Source organism: Dialister histaminiformans (genome assembly GCF_900103425.1).
GTDB classification, from domain to species: Bacteria; Bacillota; Negativicutes; order Veillonellales; family Dialisteraceae; genus Allisonella; species Allisonella histaminiformans.
In genome coordinates, this window is the sequence record NZ_FMXA01000027.1 from 1 (window position 1) to 19407 (window position 19407).

Annotated in this window: 16 protein-coding genes and 1 tRNA gene; all 17 read left to right on the top strand. The window is 46.5% G+C overall.

The features are described from left to right. Positions 1-226: 226 nt before the first annotated feature. Positions 227-2098, top strand: coding sequence for an ATP-dependent zinc metalloprotease FtsH (ftsH, locus tag BLQ79_RS07565; RefSeq protein ID WP_091365441.1), 1872 nt, complete (start codon positions 227-229; stop codon positions 2096-2098). Positions 2099-2305: 207 nt separating this feature from the next. Continuing rightward, positions 2306-2746 carry a 50S ribosomal protein L13 gene (rplM, locus tag BLQ79_RS07570; RefSeq protein ID WP_091365443.1) on the top strand — a complete coding sequence of 147 codons (441 nt, stop codon included), beginning with the start codon at positions 2306-2308 and terminating at the stop codon, positions 2744-2746. 31 nt (positions 2747-2777) lie between these two features. After that, a complete protein-coding gene (gene rpsI, locus BLQ79_RS07575) occupies positions 2778-3170 on the top strand; it encodes a 30S ribosomal protein S9 (protein WP_091365445.1) in 393 nt (130 codons plus the stop codon). A gap of 257 nt (positions 3171-3427) precedes the next feature. After that, positions 3428-4024, top strand: a complete 597-nt coding sequence (locus tag BLQ79_RS07580) for an XTP/dITP diphosphatase (protein WP_091365446.1) — start codon at positions 3428-3430, stop codon at positions 4022-4024. Between the two features lie 64 nt (positions 4025-4088). Next, positions 4089-4871: an adenosylmethionine decarboxylase gene (gene speD / locus BLQ79_RS07585; RefSeq protein ID WP_091365447.1), complete on the top strand. Its 783-nt coding sequence runs from the start codon at positions 4089-4091 to the stop codon at positions 4869-4871. Positions 4872-4894: 23 nt separating this feature from the next. Next, positions 4895-6106 carry an NAD(P)-dependent malic enzyme gene (locus tag BLQ79_RS07590; RefSeq protein WP_091365449.1) on the top strand — a complete coding sequence of 404 codons (1212 nt, stop codon included), beginning with the start codon at positions 4895-4897 and terminating at the stop codon, positions 6104-6106. A gap of 188 nt (positions 6107-6294) precedes the next feature. Beyond that, positions 6295-7782 carry a CCA tRNA nucleotidyltransferase gene (locus BLQ79_RS07595; RefSeq protein ID WP_327020077.1) on the top strand — a complete coding sequence of 496 codons (1488 nt, stop codon included), beginning with the start codon at positions 6295-6297 and terminating at the stop codon, positions 7780-7782. Next, complete coding sequence (locus BLQ79_RS07600; protein WP_234944966.1) at positions 7766-9763, top strand: penicillin-binding protein; 1998 nt, start codon at positions 7766-7768, stop codon at positions 9761-9763. Before BLQ79_RS07595 ends, BLQ79_RS07600 begins: the two co-directional genes overlap by 17 nt. Positions 9764-9980: 217 nt before the next feature. Then, positions 9981-11648, top strand: coding sequence for a formate--tetrahydrofolate ligase (locus BLQ79_RS07605; RefSeq protein ID WP_091365450.1), 1668 nt, complete (start codon positions 9981-9983; stop codon positions 11646-11648). A 1-nt stretch (position 11649) separates the two neighbouring features. Beyond that, positions 11650-12492, top strand: coding sequence for a bifunctional 5,10-methylenetetrahydrofolate dehydrogenase/5,10-methenyltetrahydrofolate cyclohydrolase (locus tag BLQ79_RS07610; protein ID WP_091365452.1), 843 nt, complete (start codon positions 11650-11652; stop codon positions 12490-12492). A 189-nt stretch (positions 12493-12681) separates the two neighbouring features. Then, on the top strand, positions 12682-13617 hold the full coding sequence (locus tag BLQ79_RS07615; protein WP_091365454.1) for a mechanosensitive ion channel family protein: 936 nt from the start codon (positions 12682-12684) through the stop codon (positions 13615-13617). A 527-nt stretch (positions 13618-14144) separates the two neighbouring features. Continuing rightward, positions 14145-15023: a branched-chain amino acid ABC transporter permease gene (locus tag BLQ79_RS07620; RefSeq protein WP_091365455.1), complete on the top strand. Its 879-nt coding sequence runs from the start codon at positions 14145-14147 to the stop codon at positions 15021-15023. Continuing rightward, on the top strand, positions 15023-15982 hold the full coding sequence (locus BLQ79_RS07625; RefSeq protein WP_091365458.1) for a branched-chain amino acid ABC transporter permease: 960 nt from the start codon (positions 15023-15025) through the stop codon (positions 15980-15982). The genes BLQ79_RS07620 and BLQ79_RS07625 overlap by 1 nt, the downstream gene beginning before the upstream one ends. Beyond that, on the top strand, positions 15982-16746 hold the full coding sequence (locus tag BLQ79_RS07630; RefSeq protein WP_091365459.1) for an ABC transporter ATP-binding protein: 765 nt from the start codon (positions 15982-15984) through the stop codon (positions 16744-16746). Before BLQ79_RS07625 ends, BLQ79_RS07630 begins: the two co-directional genes overlap by 1 nt. Beyond that, positions 16746-17462, top strand: a complete 717-nt coding sequence (locus BLQ79_RS07635) for an ABC transporter ATP-binding protein (protein ID WP_091365461.1) — start codon at positions 16746-16748, stop codon at positions 17460-17462. The genes BLQ79_RS07630 and BLQ79_RS07635 overlap by 1 nt, the downstream gene beginning before the upstream one ends. Before the next feature lie 130 nt (positions 17463-17592). Beyond that, on the top strand, positions 17593-18948 hold the full coding sequence (locus BLQ79_RS07640; RefSeq protein ID WP_091365463.1) for a Na+/H+ antiporter NhaC family protein: 1356 nt from the start codon (positions 17593-17595) through the stop codon (positions 18946-18948). 84 nt (positions 18949-19032) lie between these two features. Next, positions 19033-19125 (top strand) — tRNA-Ser (locus tag BLQ79_RS07645). Positions 19126-19407 lie beyond the last annotated feature (282 nt).

The following is a 19407-nucleotide window of genomic DNA, read 5'->3' on the forward strand; positions in this document are numbered from 1 at the left end:
TCTCGCTTTTTATGTTTTCAATGTGTAACACATGTATTGTAATCCTACATTACAGGGCTTCAGGGAATGATGGTGCCATTGATTGACTGATATTCCTATGATAGAATAGATTTTAACTTCTGTAAGTAATTCAAAAACCAAACAGTTAAACAAAATTGTTTAACTGTACTGTATGTATGAGGGGTTTCATAAAGCATCTGTTTATTGACAGAAAAGGAGGAAAAACTTGAATAAGTTTATCAAGAACGTGGCACTTTATGTCCTGCTGATTGTTATAGTGGTATCGATGTTCAATACCTTTATGGCACCGCAGCAGCAGCGTTCTGAAATCACTTACAGTGATTTTGTTACCCAGGTAGATAATAAGAATGTACAGTCTGTCGTTATGTCTGAAAATGCAGTAACAGGCAAATTAAAAGATGGGACGGAATTTTCTTCTTATCTTCCTAATGACAATGAAGCGCTGATCAACAAGATGACAGACAACAATGTGTCTGTTACAGTAAGACCGCCGGAACAGCCGTCCTGGTGGATGGGTCTGCTTTCTTCTGTGCTTCCAATCATCATCCTCGTTGGTGTATGGTTCTGGATCATGAACCAGACACAGGGAGGCGGCGGAAGAGTTATGAACTTTGGCAAATCCCGTGCCAAGATGACCGGGGAGGGCCATGTCAATGTTTCTTTTAAGGATGTAGCCGGAGAAGATGAAGCTAAGGAAGAACTGACAGAAGTGGTGGACTTCCTTAAAAATCCGAGCCGGTATACTGCTCTGGGAGCTAAGATACCGAAGGGTATCCTGCTGGTAGGGCCGCCAGGTACAGGTAAGACCCTGCTTGCCAAGGCCGTTGCCGGGGAAGCCAGAGTACCATTCTTCTCCATTTCCGGTTCTGATTTTGTGGAAATGTTTGTCGGCGTAGGGGCATCTCGTGTAAGAGACCTGTTTGCGCAGGCTAAGAAGAACGCTCCATGTATTGTGTTTATCGATGAAATTGATGCGGTAGGCCGTCAGCGTGGATCCGGTCTTGGCGGAGGCCATGATGAACGTGAACAGACATTGAATCAGCTGCTGGTAGAAATGGATGGATTCAGTGCCAATGAAGGAATCATTACCCTGGCGGCAACCAACCGACCGGATATTCTCGATCCGGCATTGCTCCGCCCAGGACGTTTTGACCGTCGTGTAGTTGTAGGCAGACCTGATCTGGCTGGCCGTGAAGCCATCCTCAGGGTACATGCAAGAAATAAACCGATAGATCCGAACGTTAACTTCAAAACCATTGCCAAGAAGGTGCCTGGGTTTACCGGGGCTGATCTGGCAAACCTGCTGAATGAAGCAGCTTTACTGGCGGCACGTGCCAACAGAAGAGTCATTACCATGGCCGATCTGGAAGAAGCCAGTGAAAAGGTGGCTTATGGTCCGGAACGCAAGAGCCATAAGGTAAGCGAGCAGGAAAAGAAGCTTACCGCTTATCATGAATCAGGACATGCCATTATGGCTACGGTTCTCAAGGATGCAGATGATGTACACAAGGTAACCATCATTCCAAGAGGACAGGCCGGCGGGTATACCATGATGCTGCCGCGGGAAGAAATTAATTTCATCACCAAGGCACAGCTTCTTGCTCAGGTTCGTGTAGCATTGGGCGGCCGTTGTGCTGAAAAGATTATATTCAATGAAATTTCCAGCGGGGCTTCCAATGATCTGCAGCAGGTAACCAACATTCTCCGTAAGATGGTTATGGAATGGGGGATGAGTGACCGTCTGGGACCGATGGTCTTTGGTGAACATCAGGAACAGATATTCCTTGGCAAGCAACTGGGATCAGAAAGAAATTATGGGGAAACGGTAGCTACCATTATTGATGAAGAAATTCATAAATATCTGGATGAGGCATATAAGGATACATTGAGAATCCTTCAGGAAAACATTGAAGTCCTTCATGCCATGGCTAAGGCCCTCATGGAAGTGGAAACCATTAATCATGAACAGATTATGAATCTGTTTGCATATCATCAGCTGAATGCACCGGAACCTGAAACTACAGTTCAGGAAACTCCGGCTGAAACGGTTGAACACAGCGAACCGGAAGAACATTAACCGGAAAAAGGAGAGTCGGAAATCCGATTCTCCTTTTAACTGGAACAAGACAGATAACGACTGCATTGGGAGGACATAAAAAAGATTTCCGGCGCTTGACTTTTGCACGAAATCTTAATATAATACTCCTTGTGAGATTTATCCGGAAACCACTAGCCCCGGAGGAAGGATAATCTTGCGGTCAGTATAAAACAGGAGGATTCAAGAATGAGAACCACATTTATGGCCAATTCTGGCAACATTACCAGAAAATGGTATGTCGTTGATGCTGAAGGTAAGACGCTTGGCCGTCTGGCTGCAGGAGTTGCAGAAATCCTTCGGGGAAAGAATAAAGTAACATTTACACCACACGTTGACACCGGTGATTATGTCATCGTTATCAACGCTGACAAGGTAGTTCTGACAGGCAAGAAGGAACAGACCAAGGTATACTTCCACTATACTGGATATGTTGGTGGAGACAGATACATGAAGGCTGGAGATGCTCTTCAGCAGAAGCCGGTTTGGGTTGTAGAACATGCAATCCGCGGCATGCTTCCGAAGAACAAGCTGGGTGACCAGATGTTCCGCAAGCTTCACGTATATGCAGGCGCTGAACATCCGCATGCAGCTCAGCAGCCGGAAGAAATTAAGTTTGATATTCGCTAATAGCTGATACCAGAAGGGAAGGAATAATAAGATGGCAGAAGCAACATACTACGGCACAGGCCGCAGAAAAACATCCGTAGCCAGAGTCCGTCTGGTACCGGGACAGGGAAATATCGTAATCAATGGTCGTGAACTGAAAGATTACTTTGATCTGAAGACCCTGGAATTGATTATTAAGCAGCCTCTCGAACTGACTGGCACAACCAATGCTTATGACGTTATTGCTAACGTTAAGGGCGGCGGCCGTACAGGTCAGGCAGGCGCTATCCGTCACGGCATCAGCCGCGCACTCCTCGAAGTGGATGGCGACTACAGAAAGGTTCTGAAGAGCGCTGGTCTTCTTACCCGCGACCCACGTATGGTTGAACGTAAGAAGTACGGTCTCAAGAAGGCAAGAAAGGCAAGCCAGTTCTCCAAGCGTTAATCGTTGGTTCTGGTTGGAAAGAGAGTACACTCTGTGTGCTCTCTTTTTTTTGCTTCCGTGGAGAAAAACGGCGGATAACGGATAAACTTGTACCTTTTGCTGCCGGGATTTTAAGCAGTTATCATAAAGCCTTCCTTAAAATTAATGAATGAAATTGTTCAAAAAGTGTACATTTGTTGGCGTAAATAAAAAATAATAGTGCAATCTCTTCTGACTTGGTATATAATCTAGTTAACTTTGAAGAAGGGAGGGATGGTATGAAGATTGTTCTGGCAACGCATAATCAGGGGAAAATCAGAGAATTCAGAAAGATATTTTCTGACATGGGAGTAGAAGCAGTTCCGATTTCTGAAATCGCAGATATTCCTGAACCTGAAGAAACAGGACATACATTTGAGGAAAATGCATTGCAGAAGGCCCGTTACTATGCGGGGAAGATACATATGCCCGTGTTATCGGATGATTCTGGTATTATTGCTCATGCTCTGGGCGATAGACCGGGAATTTATTCGGCAAGATTTGCCGGACAGCATGGGAATGACGAAGCGAATAATCGTAAACTTATCGAGGAACTTCGGGGATTTACCGGAGAGGATCGAAAGGGACATTATGCATGTGCGATTGCACTCGCCTGGCCTGATGGCAGAAATATTACGGTAGAAGGCCGCTGCGAAGGCATCATCCGTGACTTCTATAAAGGAAATAATGGATTTGGCTATGATCCGCTGTTTTATATTCCGTCACTTGGCAAAACCATGGCCGAACTGACAATGGAGGAAAAGAACAAAATCAGCCACAGAGGCAAAGCACTGCGGGCACTCGTAAGTAAACTTGCATCGTTACGGTTTGATTAGATTTCATTCTTACACTATAATTAAAGACTGGAATCAATTGTAGTGCGAGGACAAAAGCCAGTAAATGAATAACAATAAATTAAAGCTTTATGGATTTAACAACCTGACGAAGACCTTAAGTTTCAATATGTATGATATCTGCTATGCGGCGACAGAAGAGGAAAGGAAAAGGTATCTGGCCTATATTGATGAAAAATACAGTGCTGCCAACCTTACCAAGATACTGCAGAACGTAGCCTCTATGATTGGTGCAAAGATACTGAATATTGCCCAGCAGGACTACGAGCCGCAGGGAGCCAGTGTCACCATTCTTATTGCAGAAGAAGAACTTCAGCATAATGAACGGCAGGATGTGGTTGCCCATATGGATAAAAGCCATATTACGGTGCACACCTATCCTGAAATGCATCCGCAGGATGGTATCTGTACATTCAGAGCCGATATCGATGTTTCTACCTGTGGAGAAATTTCTCCGTTAAACGCACTGAACTATCTTCTTGATGATTTTAAGGCCGAAATCGTGATTCTTGATTATCGGGTTCGTGGATTTACACGGGATATTTCCGGGAAAAAGATTTTCATCGATCACAAAATCAGTTCCATTCAGAACTATATTGATGCATCGATTAAGAATCGATATGACATGATTGATGTGAATGTATACCAGGAAAATATTTTCCATACCAAAATGATGCTCAAAGAGAATCAGACGAATCTCAATGAATATCTTTTTGGAAGGACGGCAGAAGAAATGGATGATAAAGAAAAGAAAACCGTCTATCGTCTGCTGAAGCAGGAAATGAATGAAATATTTCATGGCAGAAATCTGCCGGAGTTAGAAGAGTAATTTTTGTTTTTTAGGAGGAAAATATGAATACCGACCAGCTTAAAAAAGAAGCCCTTGAACTGAGACATGCAAAACATCAGGTTATCAAAACCGCCTTGAATGCCAATATGGAAAATGCCCATGATCTGGCTACCGTGTATACACCAGGTGTTTCCGCACCATGTCTGGAAATCAAGAAGGATGAAGATCTGTCCCTTACCCTTACCTGGAGAGGTAATGTAGTAGCTGTTATTTCTGATGGGACACGTGTCCTTGGACTTGGCGATATCGGCGCTGCAGCCGCTATGCCGGTTATGGAAGGCAAGTCCGCACTGTACAAGAGATTTGGCAATATTGATGCCATCCCGATCGTAATCAATACCAAAGACAAGGATGAATTCATCCACACCGTACAGCTTCTGGAAAAATCCTTTGCAGGAATCAATCTGGAAGACATCTCTTCCCCGAAGTGCTATGACATTGAAGATGAACTTAAGCGCACCATGAATATTCCGGTATTCCATGATGATCAGCATGGTACAGCCATTGCGGCTCTGGCTGCATTGCTTGGCGCACTGAAGGTAGCAGGCAAGAAGATTGAAGATGTTAAGATCGTTATGAATGGTGCTGGTGCAGCAGGAACCGCTATTGCCCGCCTGATTCTCGAAGCAGGTGCTGACCCGGCTAAGATGACCATCCTGAATTCCCGCGGCATTCTTTACGATAATGGTAAGCGTGACCGTGTACAGCTGGAACTGATTAAGAAGGTTAATCCGGAAAACAGACAGGGAACCTTTGCAGAAGCTGTTAAGGGCGCGGATGTGCTGATTGGCTGCTCTGCTCCTGGCGTATTTAATAATGATGCTATCAAAGAAATGGCAGACAAGAGCATTGTATTTGCTATGGCTAACCCGGTTCCGGAAATCATGTATGAAGAAGCAAAGGAAAAGGGTGTATTTATTTACGGATCCGGCCGTAGCGATATGCCGAACCAGGTAAATAATTCCTCCGTATTCCCAGGACTTTTCCGCGGTGCACTGGATGTACGTGCACGCCAGATTAACGAAGAAATGAAGCTGGCTGCAGCTTATGCACTGGCTGACTTCGCACTGGCAGGCGATGCCGATCCGGATCACGTAGTAGTAGACGTCTTCGACCCGCGCGTTCCAAAGGCGGTAGCTAAGGCCGTAGCTAAGGCAGCTATTGAAAGCGGTGTTGCGAGAGCTACAGAACTGCCGGAACAGTACAGAGACTGATTCTTTCTGACAGAAAAGAGAAACTGTGTCAATTATCATAATTGGCACAGTTTTTTTGTTCGCGGAAATCACCTCCCGTAAAACGGGATAAAGTAGTCACTGATTGCATGAGTTGCCCTCTATGATTTATCATAGGGATGGATTTATTTTTAGACTCGAGTGGGATGAGAAAAGAGGATACCCGGGATATGGAACAAAGCATGAGAGAGAATAAGGCGGATAACCTGCAGAAACCCTGTTTGCCAGGGGTAATTGATTCCGGTGCCATGGAAATCATGAGAACCATGGAGAAAGCAGGATATCCGACTTATATTGTCGGAGGCTGTGTACGCGATCTGCTGCTGAGCCGGATTCCCCACGACTGGGATATCACAACAAAGGCCAGACCGGATGATATTCGTGCAGTGGCCGGAAAAGCCGGCTGGAAGGTCATTGGCAATGTAGGAGAAAGCTTTGGGGTCATGCTCATTAAGGTGCAGGGCACAGTCTATGAGGTGGCCACTTTCCGGACAGAAACCTATGGAAAGGATAGCCATCGTCCGGCCTGTGTAGAACATGCTGACTCGCTGAAGGAGGATTTGCAGCGCCGGGATTTCACCGTAAATGCTATGGCTATGGATTGCCGTGGCACATTGTACGATTTCTTTGATGGGGAAAGAGATCTGAAAAATAAGATATTGAAGACGGTGGGAAAGGCTGCCGACCGGTTTTCAGAGGATGCACTTCGTCTGTTCCGTGCCTGTCGTTTCCTTGGGCAGCTTGACTTTATGGCTGATTCATCCCTGGTTGATGGGATGGGGCAGGCCTTTCCCAGAGTGAGAGGGCTGTCTCTGGAAAGAGTACGCAATGAAGTAAATAGACTGCTGATAACCCCGCATGCTGCCCGGGGGCTTGATTTGCTGGTACGGACGGGGCTGGCCGCTCAGTCCTGTCAGGTAAAACGAAACGGTGAATATTTCCCTGTTCCCATACTTCCGGAATTAACACATCTGGTTGGGCTTCCGCAGATGAAGGAATATCATCGGTTTGATGGATGGTATCACACGCTGGCCGTAGTGGATGCGGCTCCATTGCAGCTGATGATACGGTGGGCAGCCCTTTTGCATGACGTAGGTAAAGGCATGCCAGGAGTTCGCCGGGTGGAAGGAAACCGGATTACGGACCATGGGCATGATCATGTGGGAGCCCAGATGGCGGAACAGATTCTCCGGCGCTGGGAAATGCCTGAAAAGTTTATCCATCATGTGGTGTGGCTGGTAAAAGAACATATGCGTTTTCATTACTTTGCTAATAATCCGGAGGCCAACCCCGAAAAATGGATTCGGAAGATGGCGAGGGATAAGGAGTTTTCATCATCCCATGAGATGGCAGAAGCATTTCGGGAGATGACTGACCTGTCTGAAGCGGACATTATTGGCTGCGGGTATGACACCGCGGATGTTTCAGGACATGAATCCTATGGACAGTATGTGATTCAACTGGCAGAACATATGCCCGTGACAACAAAAGAACTGAATTATACACAAAAAACAGTGGAAACACTGAAACCATATGTGGCAGATGGAATGAAGAATTTACTTCTCCGCGTGCAGAACGGGAACCTGAAGAACCAGGAAGGGACTTTATATGATGCGGCCATCCGATACAGAAGGAGGAGAGATGCGCAGAATCATTGATAAGAAGATGCTGGCCAGGTGCAGAATCCGGGGGAAACGAATCATCCGCAGCCGGCTGTCTGTCCTTATGTCTGTCTTTCTTATTACAGGCGGCATTCTGGCGCTCCGTCTGACCTACGTGCAGGGAGTCAGTCATAATCGGTATATGGAAATGGGAAAGGATCAGATTGAGGAAACGCAGATACTTTATTCTCCAAGAGGAACCATTTACGACCGCAATGGAAACAAACTGGCTTTTTCCGTGCAGCTGAAGTCACTGTATGCAGATCCGAAAATGATGGAAATTTCTCCCAAACAGGCAGCAAAGCTTTTTGCGCCGGTCCTCAAAGTTCCGGAAGCGGATCTTGTAAAAAAATTCTCAAAGGATACGCATTTTGTCTGGCTTGAGCGCGTTATGGATCCGGAAGACTGTAAAGCGGCAGAACAGCTTATAGACCAGCATCATCTGAAGGGATTCGGGTTTATAGATGAAAGCCGGAGGTATTACCCCAATGATGAGATGCTGGCCAATGTACTGGGCTTTGTAGGAAGGGATGATAAAGGGCTGGATGGACTGGAAATGTCCCTTGATAAGGAAATCCGTGGCAGCAAGGATAAACAGATTCTGATAACGGATATCCGTGGAGTTCCTATCCTTCGTTCCTCTATGGCGCCGTATATGGCGCCTAAGGGGAAATCTGTATATCTGACTATTGATCAGAATATTCAGTATTTCGCTGAGCGTGCTCTGGATAGGGCCATGGGAACGACACAGGCACAGAGCGGACTGATTATTGTGATGGATCCTAAGACCGGAGCGATTCTGGCTATGGCCAGCCGCCCGACCTATGATCCGAATAATTTCAACAAGGCAGAGCCAGCCCAGTTCAGAAATAAGGCCGTAGTAGACATTTATGAACCGGGTTCTACGTTTAAGCCGATTGTAGCGGCTACCGCCTTGTCGGCAGGTACGTATGATACGACCCGGGTATGGCACGATCCCGGGGCTATCTGGGCCAATGGACATGCGGTCAGAAACTGGGATAAGCAGTCCTATGGGGATGTACGGCTGGTGGATATCCTTAAGTTTTCCATCAATACCGGTTTTGCACACATTGGCCTTCTTACAGGAGGCGAAACGCTCACGTCCTACGCGAAAGCCTTTGGATTTGGCAAACCTACAGGCATTGAGCTGCCAGGGGAAGGGGCAGGTATTCTGTTTAACCCGAAGAAGATGCGCCCTCTGGATGTGGCCACTATGTCTATCGGACAGAGTATCGCGGTAACCCCGCTGCAGATGGTTCAGGCCTATAGCGCACTGGCTAATGATGGCAAGATGGTAAAGCCACATTTAATCAGTTCCATAAAGAATGCCGATGGAACGGATTATTATGTAGCTAAACCACAGATTGTGTCGAATCCGGTGGATAAGAAAGTGGCCGACCAGGTCAAGGACATGATGGAAAAGGAAATTTCCGAAGGCGGTGGTCTCAAAGCGCAGGTTCCCGGATATCATATGGGCGGCAAGACAGGGACGGCACAGAAACTGGATACTGTTCACGGTGGATATCTGCCGAATCAGTATATCGCCTCTTTCTGTGGATTCGGACCGGTAGAAGATCCGAAGGCCATCTGTCTGGTTGTACTGGACAGCCCGCGGGGAACTTATTATGGTGGTCAGATTGCGGCTCCTGTGTTCTCAGAAGCGATGGGACAGATTATGCGCTATCTTGGTGTGCCTACCTATGAGGATAAGGCAATTCATGCGGTTCCTGTGACGGAACCGGCCAGAGAAATGCCTGAGCTGCCATCACCAAATGCAGACACGGTCGTTCTTCCAGGTTTCTACGGATGGTCCATCCGTGATACCGGGGAATGGCTGAATAAGGCAGGTCTGCGGTTCCGGCCGGAAGGGTCCGGTTTTGGTATCAGTCAGTCACCTGGACCTGGCAGTACAGTAAAACGTGGTGAAACGGTCACTGTGACATTTAAAGGACACTGAGAGAAAGTAAAGGGCTCTGCCCGGAATATGGATATTCCGGAGCAGGGTCTTTTTATGTGAAATATTCTATGGCATCTGGCTGCACAGAGGAAGAATATATGGTAATTTAGTAAATCTTTATATATAGAAAGTCCTATTTCTGCTATACTGTTTATATATAATCATACCTTTAAAGGCATGAGGTTGTATTGTTACAGAGAAATGGGAGGATGTTTGGATGCTGACAGACATTGAAATTGCTCATCGCGCAAAACTTAAACCTATTGAAGAAATTGCAGAAAAAATAGGAATCGATTCTGATGACCTGGAATGCTATGGTCATTACAAGGCCAAGGTTTCTCTTAAATTCACAAAAGAAGTTAAGAACAGACCGCAGGGAAAACTGATTCTGGTTACCGCTATTTCTCCTACCCCGGCAGGTGAAGGGAAAACAACTACTACCGTAGGATTAGGTCAGGCACTGGCACAGCTGGATAAGAAAGTAATGATCTGCCTCAGAGAACCGTCTCTTGGCCCATGCATGGGCATTAAGGGCGGCGCAGCCGGCGGCGGCTATTCTCAGGTGGTACCAATGGAAGATATCAACCTGCATTTTACAGGGGATTTCCATGCGATTACCAGTGCGCACAATCTTCTGTCAGCTATGGTGGATAATCATATCAAACAGGGAAATGTGCTGAACATTGATCCGCGTCAGGTGGTATGGAATCATGTCATGGATATGAATGACCGTACACTTCGTCACATTGTTGTAGGCCTTGGTGGAAAGGCTAACGGGGTTCCCAGAGAAAGCAGCTTTGATATTACGGTAGCCTCTGAAATTATGGCCATATTCTGTCTGGCTACAAGCATAACCGATCTGAAGGAAAGGCTTGGCCGCATTATTGTAGCCTATACTTATGATGGCGAACCGGTAACAGCATCGGATATCCATGCAGAAGGTGCCATGACCGCTCTGCTCAAGGATGCCATTAAGCCAAATCTGGTACAGACTCTGGAACATGTTCCGGCATTTATTCATGGCGGACCATTTGCCAACATCGCTCATGGCTGCAACAGCGTACTGGCGACTACCACAGCACTTCACCTGGCTGATTATGTGGTAACAGAAGCCGGATTCGGCGCAGATCTTGGAGCCGAAAAATTCCTGGACCTTAAGTGCAGATTTGCCAATTTGCATCCTGACGCAGCCGTTCTGGTAGCTACAGTCCGGGCATTGAAGATGAATGGCGGCAAGGCAAAGACAGAACTGAAAGAATCCGATCCGGAAGCAGTAAGAAGAGGCCTGCCGAATCTGGAAAGACATATTGCCAACCTGAAGAAATTTGGCTTACCTATCGTAGTGGCACTTAACCTTTTCCCGACAGATACAGCGGAAGAAAAGCAGATTATTTATGATGCCTGCGAAAAGGCCGGTGTTGCTGTGGCAGATTCCGATGTATTTATGAACGGCGGCAAGGGCGGTATTGATCTGGCCCGCAAGGTACTGAAGGCAACCGAATCAGAAAATCACTATGCTCCTCTGTATGACCTGAATCTGTCTATCAAGGAAAAGATTGAAACCATTGCCAGAAATATTTATGGTGCAGCTAATGTTCAGTATGATACCGCTGCCGAAAAAGCATTAAAGGAAATTCAGAAACTGGGAATGGAAAACTTCCCGGTATGCATTGCGAAAACACCGGCTTCCTTTACCGATGATCCAAAACAGCTGGGAGCACCGTCCGGATTTACCCTTCATGTAAGAGATATGCGTATTTCCGCAGGGGCAGGATTCATTGTAGTCCTCACCGGTAAGGTTATGACCATGCCTGGCCTTCCGAAGCATCCGGCAGCAGAACGCATTGATGTGGATGAAGACGGCAACATTACAGGACTGTTCTGATATGAAGATACTGGATGGAAAGGCGGTAGCCGCCGCATGGCGTGAGCGGCTGCTCAGAAAAATTACAGAACTTAAGCAGAAGAACTGTGTTCCGGGACTGGCTATTGTCCTGGCAGGAGACAGCAAACCGTCGCTTATGTATGCTCGTTTTATGGAAAAAGTGGCTGACAGCTATGGATTTAAGGCCGAAATCTACCGGCGGGGGGAAGAGGTAACACAGCAGGATATGGAGGACCTTATTCATCAGCTGAATGAGGATGATGCTGTTCATGGCATCCTGATGATGATGCCGCTTCCACGCGGTATTGATTCCAGCCGTGTTATTGCCTGCATGGATCCGGATAAGGATATTGATGGATTGACCTCAGTGAATCTGGGGAGGCTGGCAGCGGGAGAAGAGGGGCATTTCCCGTGTACTCCCCGGGCAGTAATGGCTATTCTGGATTATTACCATATCCCGCTGGATGGAAAGCGGGCTGTGGTCCTGGGAAGAAGTAAGGTGGTAGGACGGCCGGTTTCCCTTTTGCTGGAGGCGCAGAATGCTACAGTAACAGTATGCCATTCCCATACAGCGGATATGGAAACCCTGGCTGGTGAGGCAGATATTCTGGTTGCTGCCATGGGACGGCCTGAAAAAGTTACTTCCTCCATGGTTAAACCAGGCGCTGTGGTTATCGACGTAGGAATCAACCGCGTCAATGGTAAGACAGTTGGCGATGTGGACTTTGCGGATGTATCCACGGTGGCAGGAGCACTTACTCCTGTGCCGGGAGGCGTAGGGTCAGTAACTACCACCATGGTAGTGGATGCCATTGTCAGTGAAGCGGAAAAAAGGATGAAATAAAAGAGAGCGTGTTCAGTACACTTGTGGCTGGACACGCTTTTTTATAATATGACTGTATCAGGAAGTGACTGGCAGACTGGCCGGGATGTGTTATCATGTGTCTGTACATGATTTGTATTCCGGATTTACATGGTGATCCGGAATATATCCGATGGATGAATGCATGATTTGGTTAAATAAGGAGAACTTATGACAACAGATGTTACCGGTGCGCAGAATGCAGCCGCACAGACTGCATCCGCTGTGTCGTCCACAGCCTCAGATGTATCTCATGCGGCGACTACCGTAGATAAGACAGTGGTTCATCAGCTGACCATAACTGAGCGGATTTTCGACAAGGTGCAGCATTTTGCTGAGACCAAAGGAATCGATATTGTCATGGCTATTATTGTCCTGGTGATTGGATATGTTATCAGCCGTGAAATTAAGGTCTGGACCCGAAATATACTGAAAAGAAGCAACGTGGACCCCAATGCCATAGGTTTTATAACGGAGATTGTTTATTTTATTTGCCTTCTGTTTGTGATGACCATTGTATTTGGCATGGTGGGAATTTCCACGTCTTCGCTGATTGCGGCTCTGGGCGGCATTGGTCTGGCCATCGGCCTCGCGTTAAAGGATAACTTCAGTAATGTGGCTTCCGGGATATTTATTCTTATCTTCCGGCCATTCAGTGTAGGGGATTACATAGTGTCTAACGGGGTAGAGGGTACAGTGGCAGAAATTGCCATTATATACACCAAAATCCGTACACTGGGAAATCAGATGATTGCGGTGCCTAACAACACCATGACAAGCAGCATCATAAAGAATTACTCTCATTATGAATTAAGGAACCTTGAACTGACTTTTGATGTGGGTTATGACTCGGATTTGAGGAGCTGTCTGCATTTAATCCGTGAAGAGATTCTGAAGAGTGCGTATATACAGGACAAAGAGAACGTGACCGTGTATATTTCTGAAATGGCAGATTCCAGCATCCGTGTGTATACCCGCTGTCAGGTTAAGGCCACAGATTATTACACGGCAAGAACCGAAATCATCATTTCGGTCAAGGAAGCGCTGGACCGTGCAGGCATTGATATTCCGTTTCCTCAGCTGGTCATTCATCAGAGCGATAAATAATAAATATAAAGAATTAGAAAAGGCTCACATAGAAACATTGACAAATACAAAAAATGCAATATAATATCAATAACCGAAAGAGAGAAAGACTGAGAACGGGGCAGAAATCTGATGTGATTTTGCAGAGAGCTGATATAAGGTGGGAATCAGTAAATCCGCAGGTTTTTATCACCCGGGAGTCACTGAGAGGATAAGTCTCAGGCGCATCCGGCGTTATTGGATATATGATATAAACAGGATAAAACGGGTTAAACAGATTATTTACAGAGAGCCGTTGGCTGGTGGAAAACGGCATAACTTTTAATTCTTCTCACCTGTGGTTACAGGGAATCTGTAATTGAATTATCGTATACTGAATAAGTGATAAAACAGGGTGGTACCGCGAATTCTCGCCCCTGTGCAGTGATATAAAAGCTGCACAGGGGCGTTTTTATTTCTCGCTTTCAGACGGTTCTTTCGTAAGCATACGACGGAAGTGTGTAATTGAGACGGCTAAAGGTCTTCGTAAAAGGAAAGGAGCATGAATCGTGTTTTTTCAACAGTTAGTTAACGGTTTGACTCTCGGAAGTGTATATGCCGTCATTGCCATCGGATATACATTGGTATTCGGAGTGCTTAATATTGTAAATATGGCACATGGCGGAATTATTATGATGGGAGCCTATATTGGTTTACTGCTGGTTACCGTGGCAGGCTGGGGATTGTTCCCCGCCCTTATTGGTGCTATGGTCGGCGGAGCCATTCTGGGGTATCTGCTTGAAGTTCTGGCTCTGCGGCCACTGCGTGGGAAGAAGGTTACCCACCTGGCACCATTGATCAGCACTATCGGCGTATCCATTTTTCTGGAAAGTGCGGCACTTCTGGTCTTTGGACCACAGACCCGTGCATTTCCAACAGATTACAATCAGCTGATGGATTTTGGTCTGTTCAAGATTTCAGAGATTCAGATTATCAGCATGGGGACAGCTGTCGTTCTGATGGTGCTGCTGACTCTGTTGTTGAATAAGACACGAATTGGTAAGGCAGTGCGTGCAACGGCGGAAAATATTGAAACAGCAAGTCTGCTGGGGATTCATACACGTCGTATCATCACTTTTACCGTTATGCTGGCGTCTGCACTGGGTGCAGCAGCCGGGGTGCTGATTGCCCTGTCATTCAACGCCATTGAACCAACCATGGGTACATCTATGGGATTTAAGGGGCTGGCAGTTCTTATTATGGGCGGCCTGGGTAATGTAGGCGGCGCTATGGCCGGTGGCTTTATTCTTGGTGTAGCCGAAGTATTCAGTGTGGCCTATGGAGCATCCTCATTCCGTGATGCGGTAGCGTTTGGCCTGATCATCCTGATTCTCTTTATTCGTCCACAGGGGCTGTTTGCAAAGGCTGGAAAGGGAGGAAGACCATAATGGAAGATATTTTAAACGGGTATGTCCTGCAGGTAGTAATATTTGTCTGCATTAATATTATTCTTGCAATGACTATATATATGACATTGTGTACAGGATTGCTGTCTCTGGGCAATGCAGGGTTCATGAGCCTTGGTGCCTACACTTCTGCAATCCTTACGGTACAGTATAATCTGCCGATGCCGTTGGGTATTCTGGCTGGCGGCGTGGTAGCTATGATCGTAGGGCTTATCATTGGTCTTCCTACAACCCGCCTGCGCGGTCTGTATCTGGCCATAGCCACCCTGGGGTTTGGGGAAGTAGTAAGAGTTATTGCCTTGAATCTTGATATTACCCACGGGGCACTGGGATTCTCCGGAATTCCTTCCATGGCCAACAGCCTTTCTGATCTGGCAGGCAACATGGGAATCACCGATGCATTATCCATGGATTCACAAACTATGGGATCTCTGCTTATGTGTATTGTTCTGATTATTCTTACCGCTGTCATCGTATGCTTCTGGAATGCACTGGAACACTCAAGAATTGGCCGTGCATTTAAGGCGATTAAGGCGGATGAATATGCGGCTTCCCTTTCAGGAATTCATGTAGTGTACTACAAGATGATGGCTTTCCTGTTCAGTGCCTTTTTTGCCGGAGTGGCCGGCGCCCTTTATGCTCATGCCACATTCTTCATCAGTCCAACCGACTTTACATGGCACAAGGTCGTTGATGCACTGCTTTACACCGTGTTTGGCGGAAGCAATGTTCTGTGGGGATCTGTGCTGGGGGCATCTATCCTTACCATCGTTCCGGAATCACTTCGTGCTCTGGCAGAATACAGAGATATTATTTATGGCGTTATGCTGGTAGTTCTTATGGACTTCCGTCCCGATGGCATACTCACTGTGCAGACAGTTAAGAATCTGGCAAGACGTTTTCATCGTAAGTCCGCAGCTGCGGAGAAGGGAGGCAGATGATGCTGCTTGAAATGAAAGATGCGGTAAAGCAGTTTGGCGGTATTACCGCGCTGTCTCATATGTCTTTTCAGGTCGAAGAGGGGGAAATTTTCGGCATCATCGGACCAAATGGTGCAGGGAAGACTACTATATTCAACCTGATTACAGGCGTTTACCAGGTAACTTCCGGGGATATTGTGTTTAATGGGAGCTCCCTGAAAGGCAAGAAAACCTACCAGATTGTACAGAGTGGTATTGCCAGAACATTCCAGAATATTCGACTGTTTTCCGGGATGACAGCTCTTGAAAACGTACTGGTTGGGCATAATGATAAGATGAAGTCAGGCCTCCTTTCCAGCGTGTTCCACACCGGAGCGCAGAGAAAAGAGGAAAGGGAAGCCAGAGAAAAGGCTATGGACCTTCTCCGGTTTGTAGGGCTTGCAGAAGATGCGGATAAACCGGCTACGGAACTTCCTTATGGTAAGCAGAGAAAGCTGGAAATTGCCAGAGCTATGGCTTCAGAACCAAAGCTGATTCTTCTGGATGAACCGGCAGCGGGGATGAATGACAGCGAAACAGCAGCCCTGACCCGGTTAATCCGTGATATTCGGGAAAAATATAATATCAGCATAATTCTCATTGAACACGATATGAACCTGGTTATGAGTCTGTGCGATCACCTGATCGTAGTCAATTTCGGTAAGAAACTGGCAGAAGGTGTTCCGGCAGAAATTCAGTCGAATCCTGCAGTAATTGAAGCATATCTCGGAAAGGAGGAAGACTAATGGCATTACTTGAATTGAAAAATGTAGTGGCAAGCTACGGCAATATCAATGCATTGAAAGGAATCAGTCTTTCTGTTCCCGAGGGAAAGATAGTCACATTGATTGGTGCCAACGGTGCAGGTAAATCCACAACCATGAGAACCATTATGGGGCTCATGAAACCGAAAGAAGGCGATGTACTCTTCAAGGGAAAATCCATCGTGGGAATGTATCCAAACGAAATTGTTTCCCATGGTATGGTACTGGTACCGGAAGGCCGTCAGATTCTTCAGAACATGACCGTTCTGGAAAATCTGCAGATGGGAGCTTATCAGCGCAGGGACAAGGCAGAAATGGCCAAGGACATGAAGCATATATTTGAACGTTTTCCAAGACTGAAAGAACGCCAGAATCAGTATGGCGGCACACTTTCAGGCGGTGAACAGCAGATGCTGGCCATTGGCCGTGCCATGATGGCCAGACCGGAAATGCTTCTTCTCGATGAACCATCCATGGGGCTGGCTCCACTGTTTATTCAGGAAATATTTGATGTTATTGAGGAAATCAATAAAGCAGGAACTACCGTATTCCTGGTAGAACAGAATGCAAGAAAGGCACTTCGCATTGCCGATTATGCCTATGTAATGGAAACCGGTAAAATCGTCATGCAGGGACCGGCAGCGGAAATCGCAAGTGATCCAAATGTCATGGCAGCCTATCTCGGTGGACGCAAATAAAAACGAAATATCTATACAGAAAAAACTTCCATGTTTTTGTGCATGGAAGTTTTTTGTGTTTACAAGAAGAAGGGCGGTTGTCTGTGATATAATTAAAAAATATAATAAAACAGATGAAATGAGGAAACCTATGATTTATAAACAGAGAGACAAAGGGGGACTGGCATTACTTCCCTTTATCATATTCATTGTCATTTACCTGGGCGCTGGTATTTACTTTCAGCACATGGGCGTGGAGATGGCGTTTTACCAATTTCCATCCGTAACGGCCATGTTTCTTGCGGTCATAGCTGCTTTTTGCATGGGGGATGAAAATCTCACTTTTAAGTTTGGGATTTTTGCTCGTGGGGCAGGTAATGAAAATGTCATGACCATGCTTATGATTTATATCCTGGCTGGCGCATTTTCTGCCGTAGCGGCCGCAATGGGTGGCCGGGACTCTGTAGTTAACCTGGGAATCAGCCTGATACCAGTGCAGTTCCTGACGGTGGGCATGTTTATTATATCGGCCCTTATGGGAACAGCTACCGGCACTTCTATGGGGACCGTGGCGTCCATTGTTCCTATTGCAGCCGGAGTAGCAGTAAAAAGTGGAATATCAGAACCGCTCATGGTGGCGGCCTGCGTAGGTGGGGCTATGTTTGGCGATAATCTGTCTATGATATCCGATACTACCATTGCCGCCACACGTACACAGGGCTGTGAACTTAAGGATAAATTCAGGGTCAACTTCAGAATTGCTCTTCCTGCAGCCCTTATCACCATAGGAATATTCCTTTTCACCGGCCGTCCGGATTCCGTACCGGATATTCAGAATCTTAATTATAACCTTCTTGCGGTTATTCCCTATGTAACGGTCTTTGGACTGGCACTCCTGGGAGCCAATGTATTTCTGGTGCTCACTTCAGGAATCTTTCTGGCCGGGTTTATAGGAATTGCCAGTTCCGAGATGACGGTTATTTCATTTGCTCAGAATATATGGGAAGGATTTACTTCCATGAATGAAGCCTTTTTCCTGGCACTGTTCTGTGGAGGTATTTCTGAATTGATTTCCTTTTACGGGGGCATCGACTGGCTGATAAATAAATTTAACCATATGATTCGTGGCAGCCGGTCGGCACAGCTCTGTATTGCGGCCCTGGTATCCATTGTGGATTGTGCTACAGCCAATAATACCGTAGCCATTATCATCACCGGCGGCGTGGCCAAAAATATTGCCGATGAATATCATGTGGATTCCCGCATTTCTGCATCCTTGCTGGATATCTTTTCCTGTGTATTTCAGGGAATTATTCCCTACGGCGCCCAGCTCCTTACCGCCTCAGCCCTGGCATCCCAGAATGGGGCTACGCTCAGTTCCATAGAGATTATTCCTCATATGTGGTACTGCTGGCTTCTCGGCCTGTTTGGTCTCCTTTCCATCTTTATACCTTTTGCCCGGTTGAAGAAAACAGAAACCCCATCTGGCAAACAACAGGAAGCGTAAAGAAAATTTTTTGAGACCCTCTGATTAAAAATTACTTGACATATGGAAGAATATATAGTATTCTGTCATAGTCAGCTAATTTGTGGAGTGGTACTCAAGAGGCCGAAGAGGACGGTTTGCTAAATCGTTAGGTGGGCTTATACCCGCGCAAGGGTTCGAATCCCTTCCACTCCGCCACAACAAAAACCTTCAGAACAAAAAGTTCTGAAGGTTTTTTATTATGCATAACTGTTAAGCCGCATCCTCCCACCAACCGCATACCTCTAATCTGTCTATGTAGCAAAGGAAAGCATGCAGCACGTTTTCCTCTCTGGAGAGAGAGGGGGACCATCCGCCTCAGGCGGATGGTGGAAAGTAGAATGCTGTATGTTGGGATATAGGAAAGCGTGCTGTTGTACGTTTGACTCTTATTCATCTTTAAAGCAGATCATAAGGCCGCAAGAATGGTTATGCCATTCT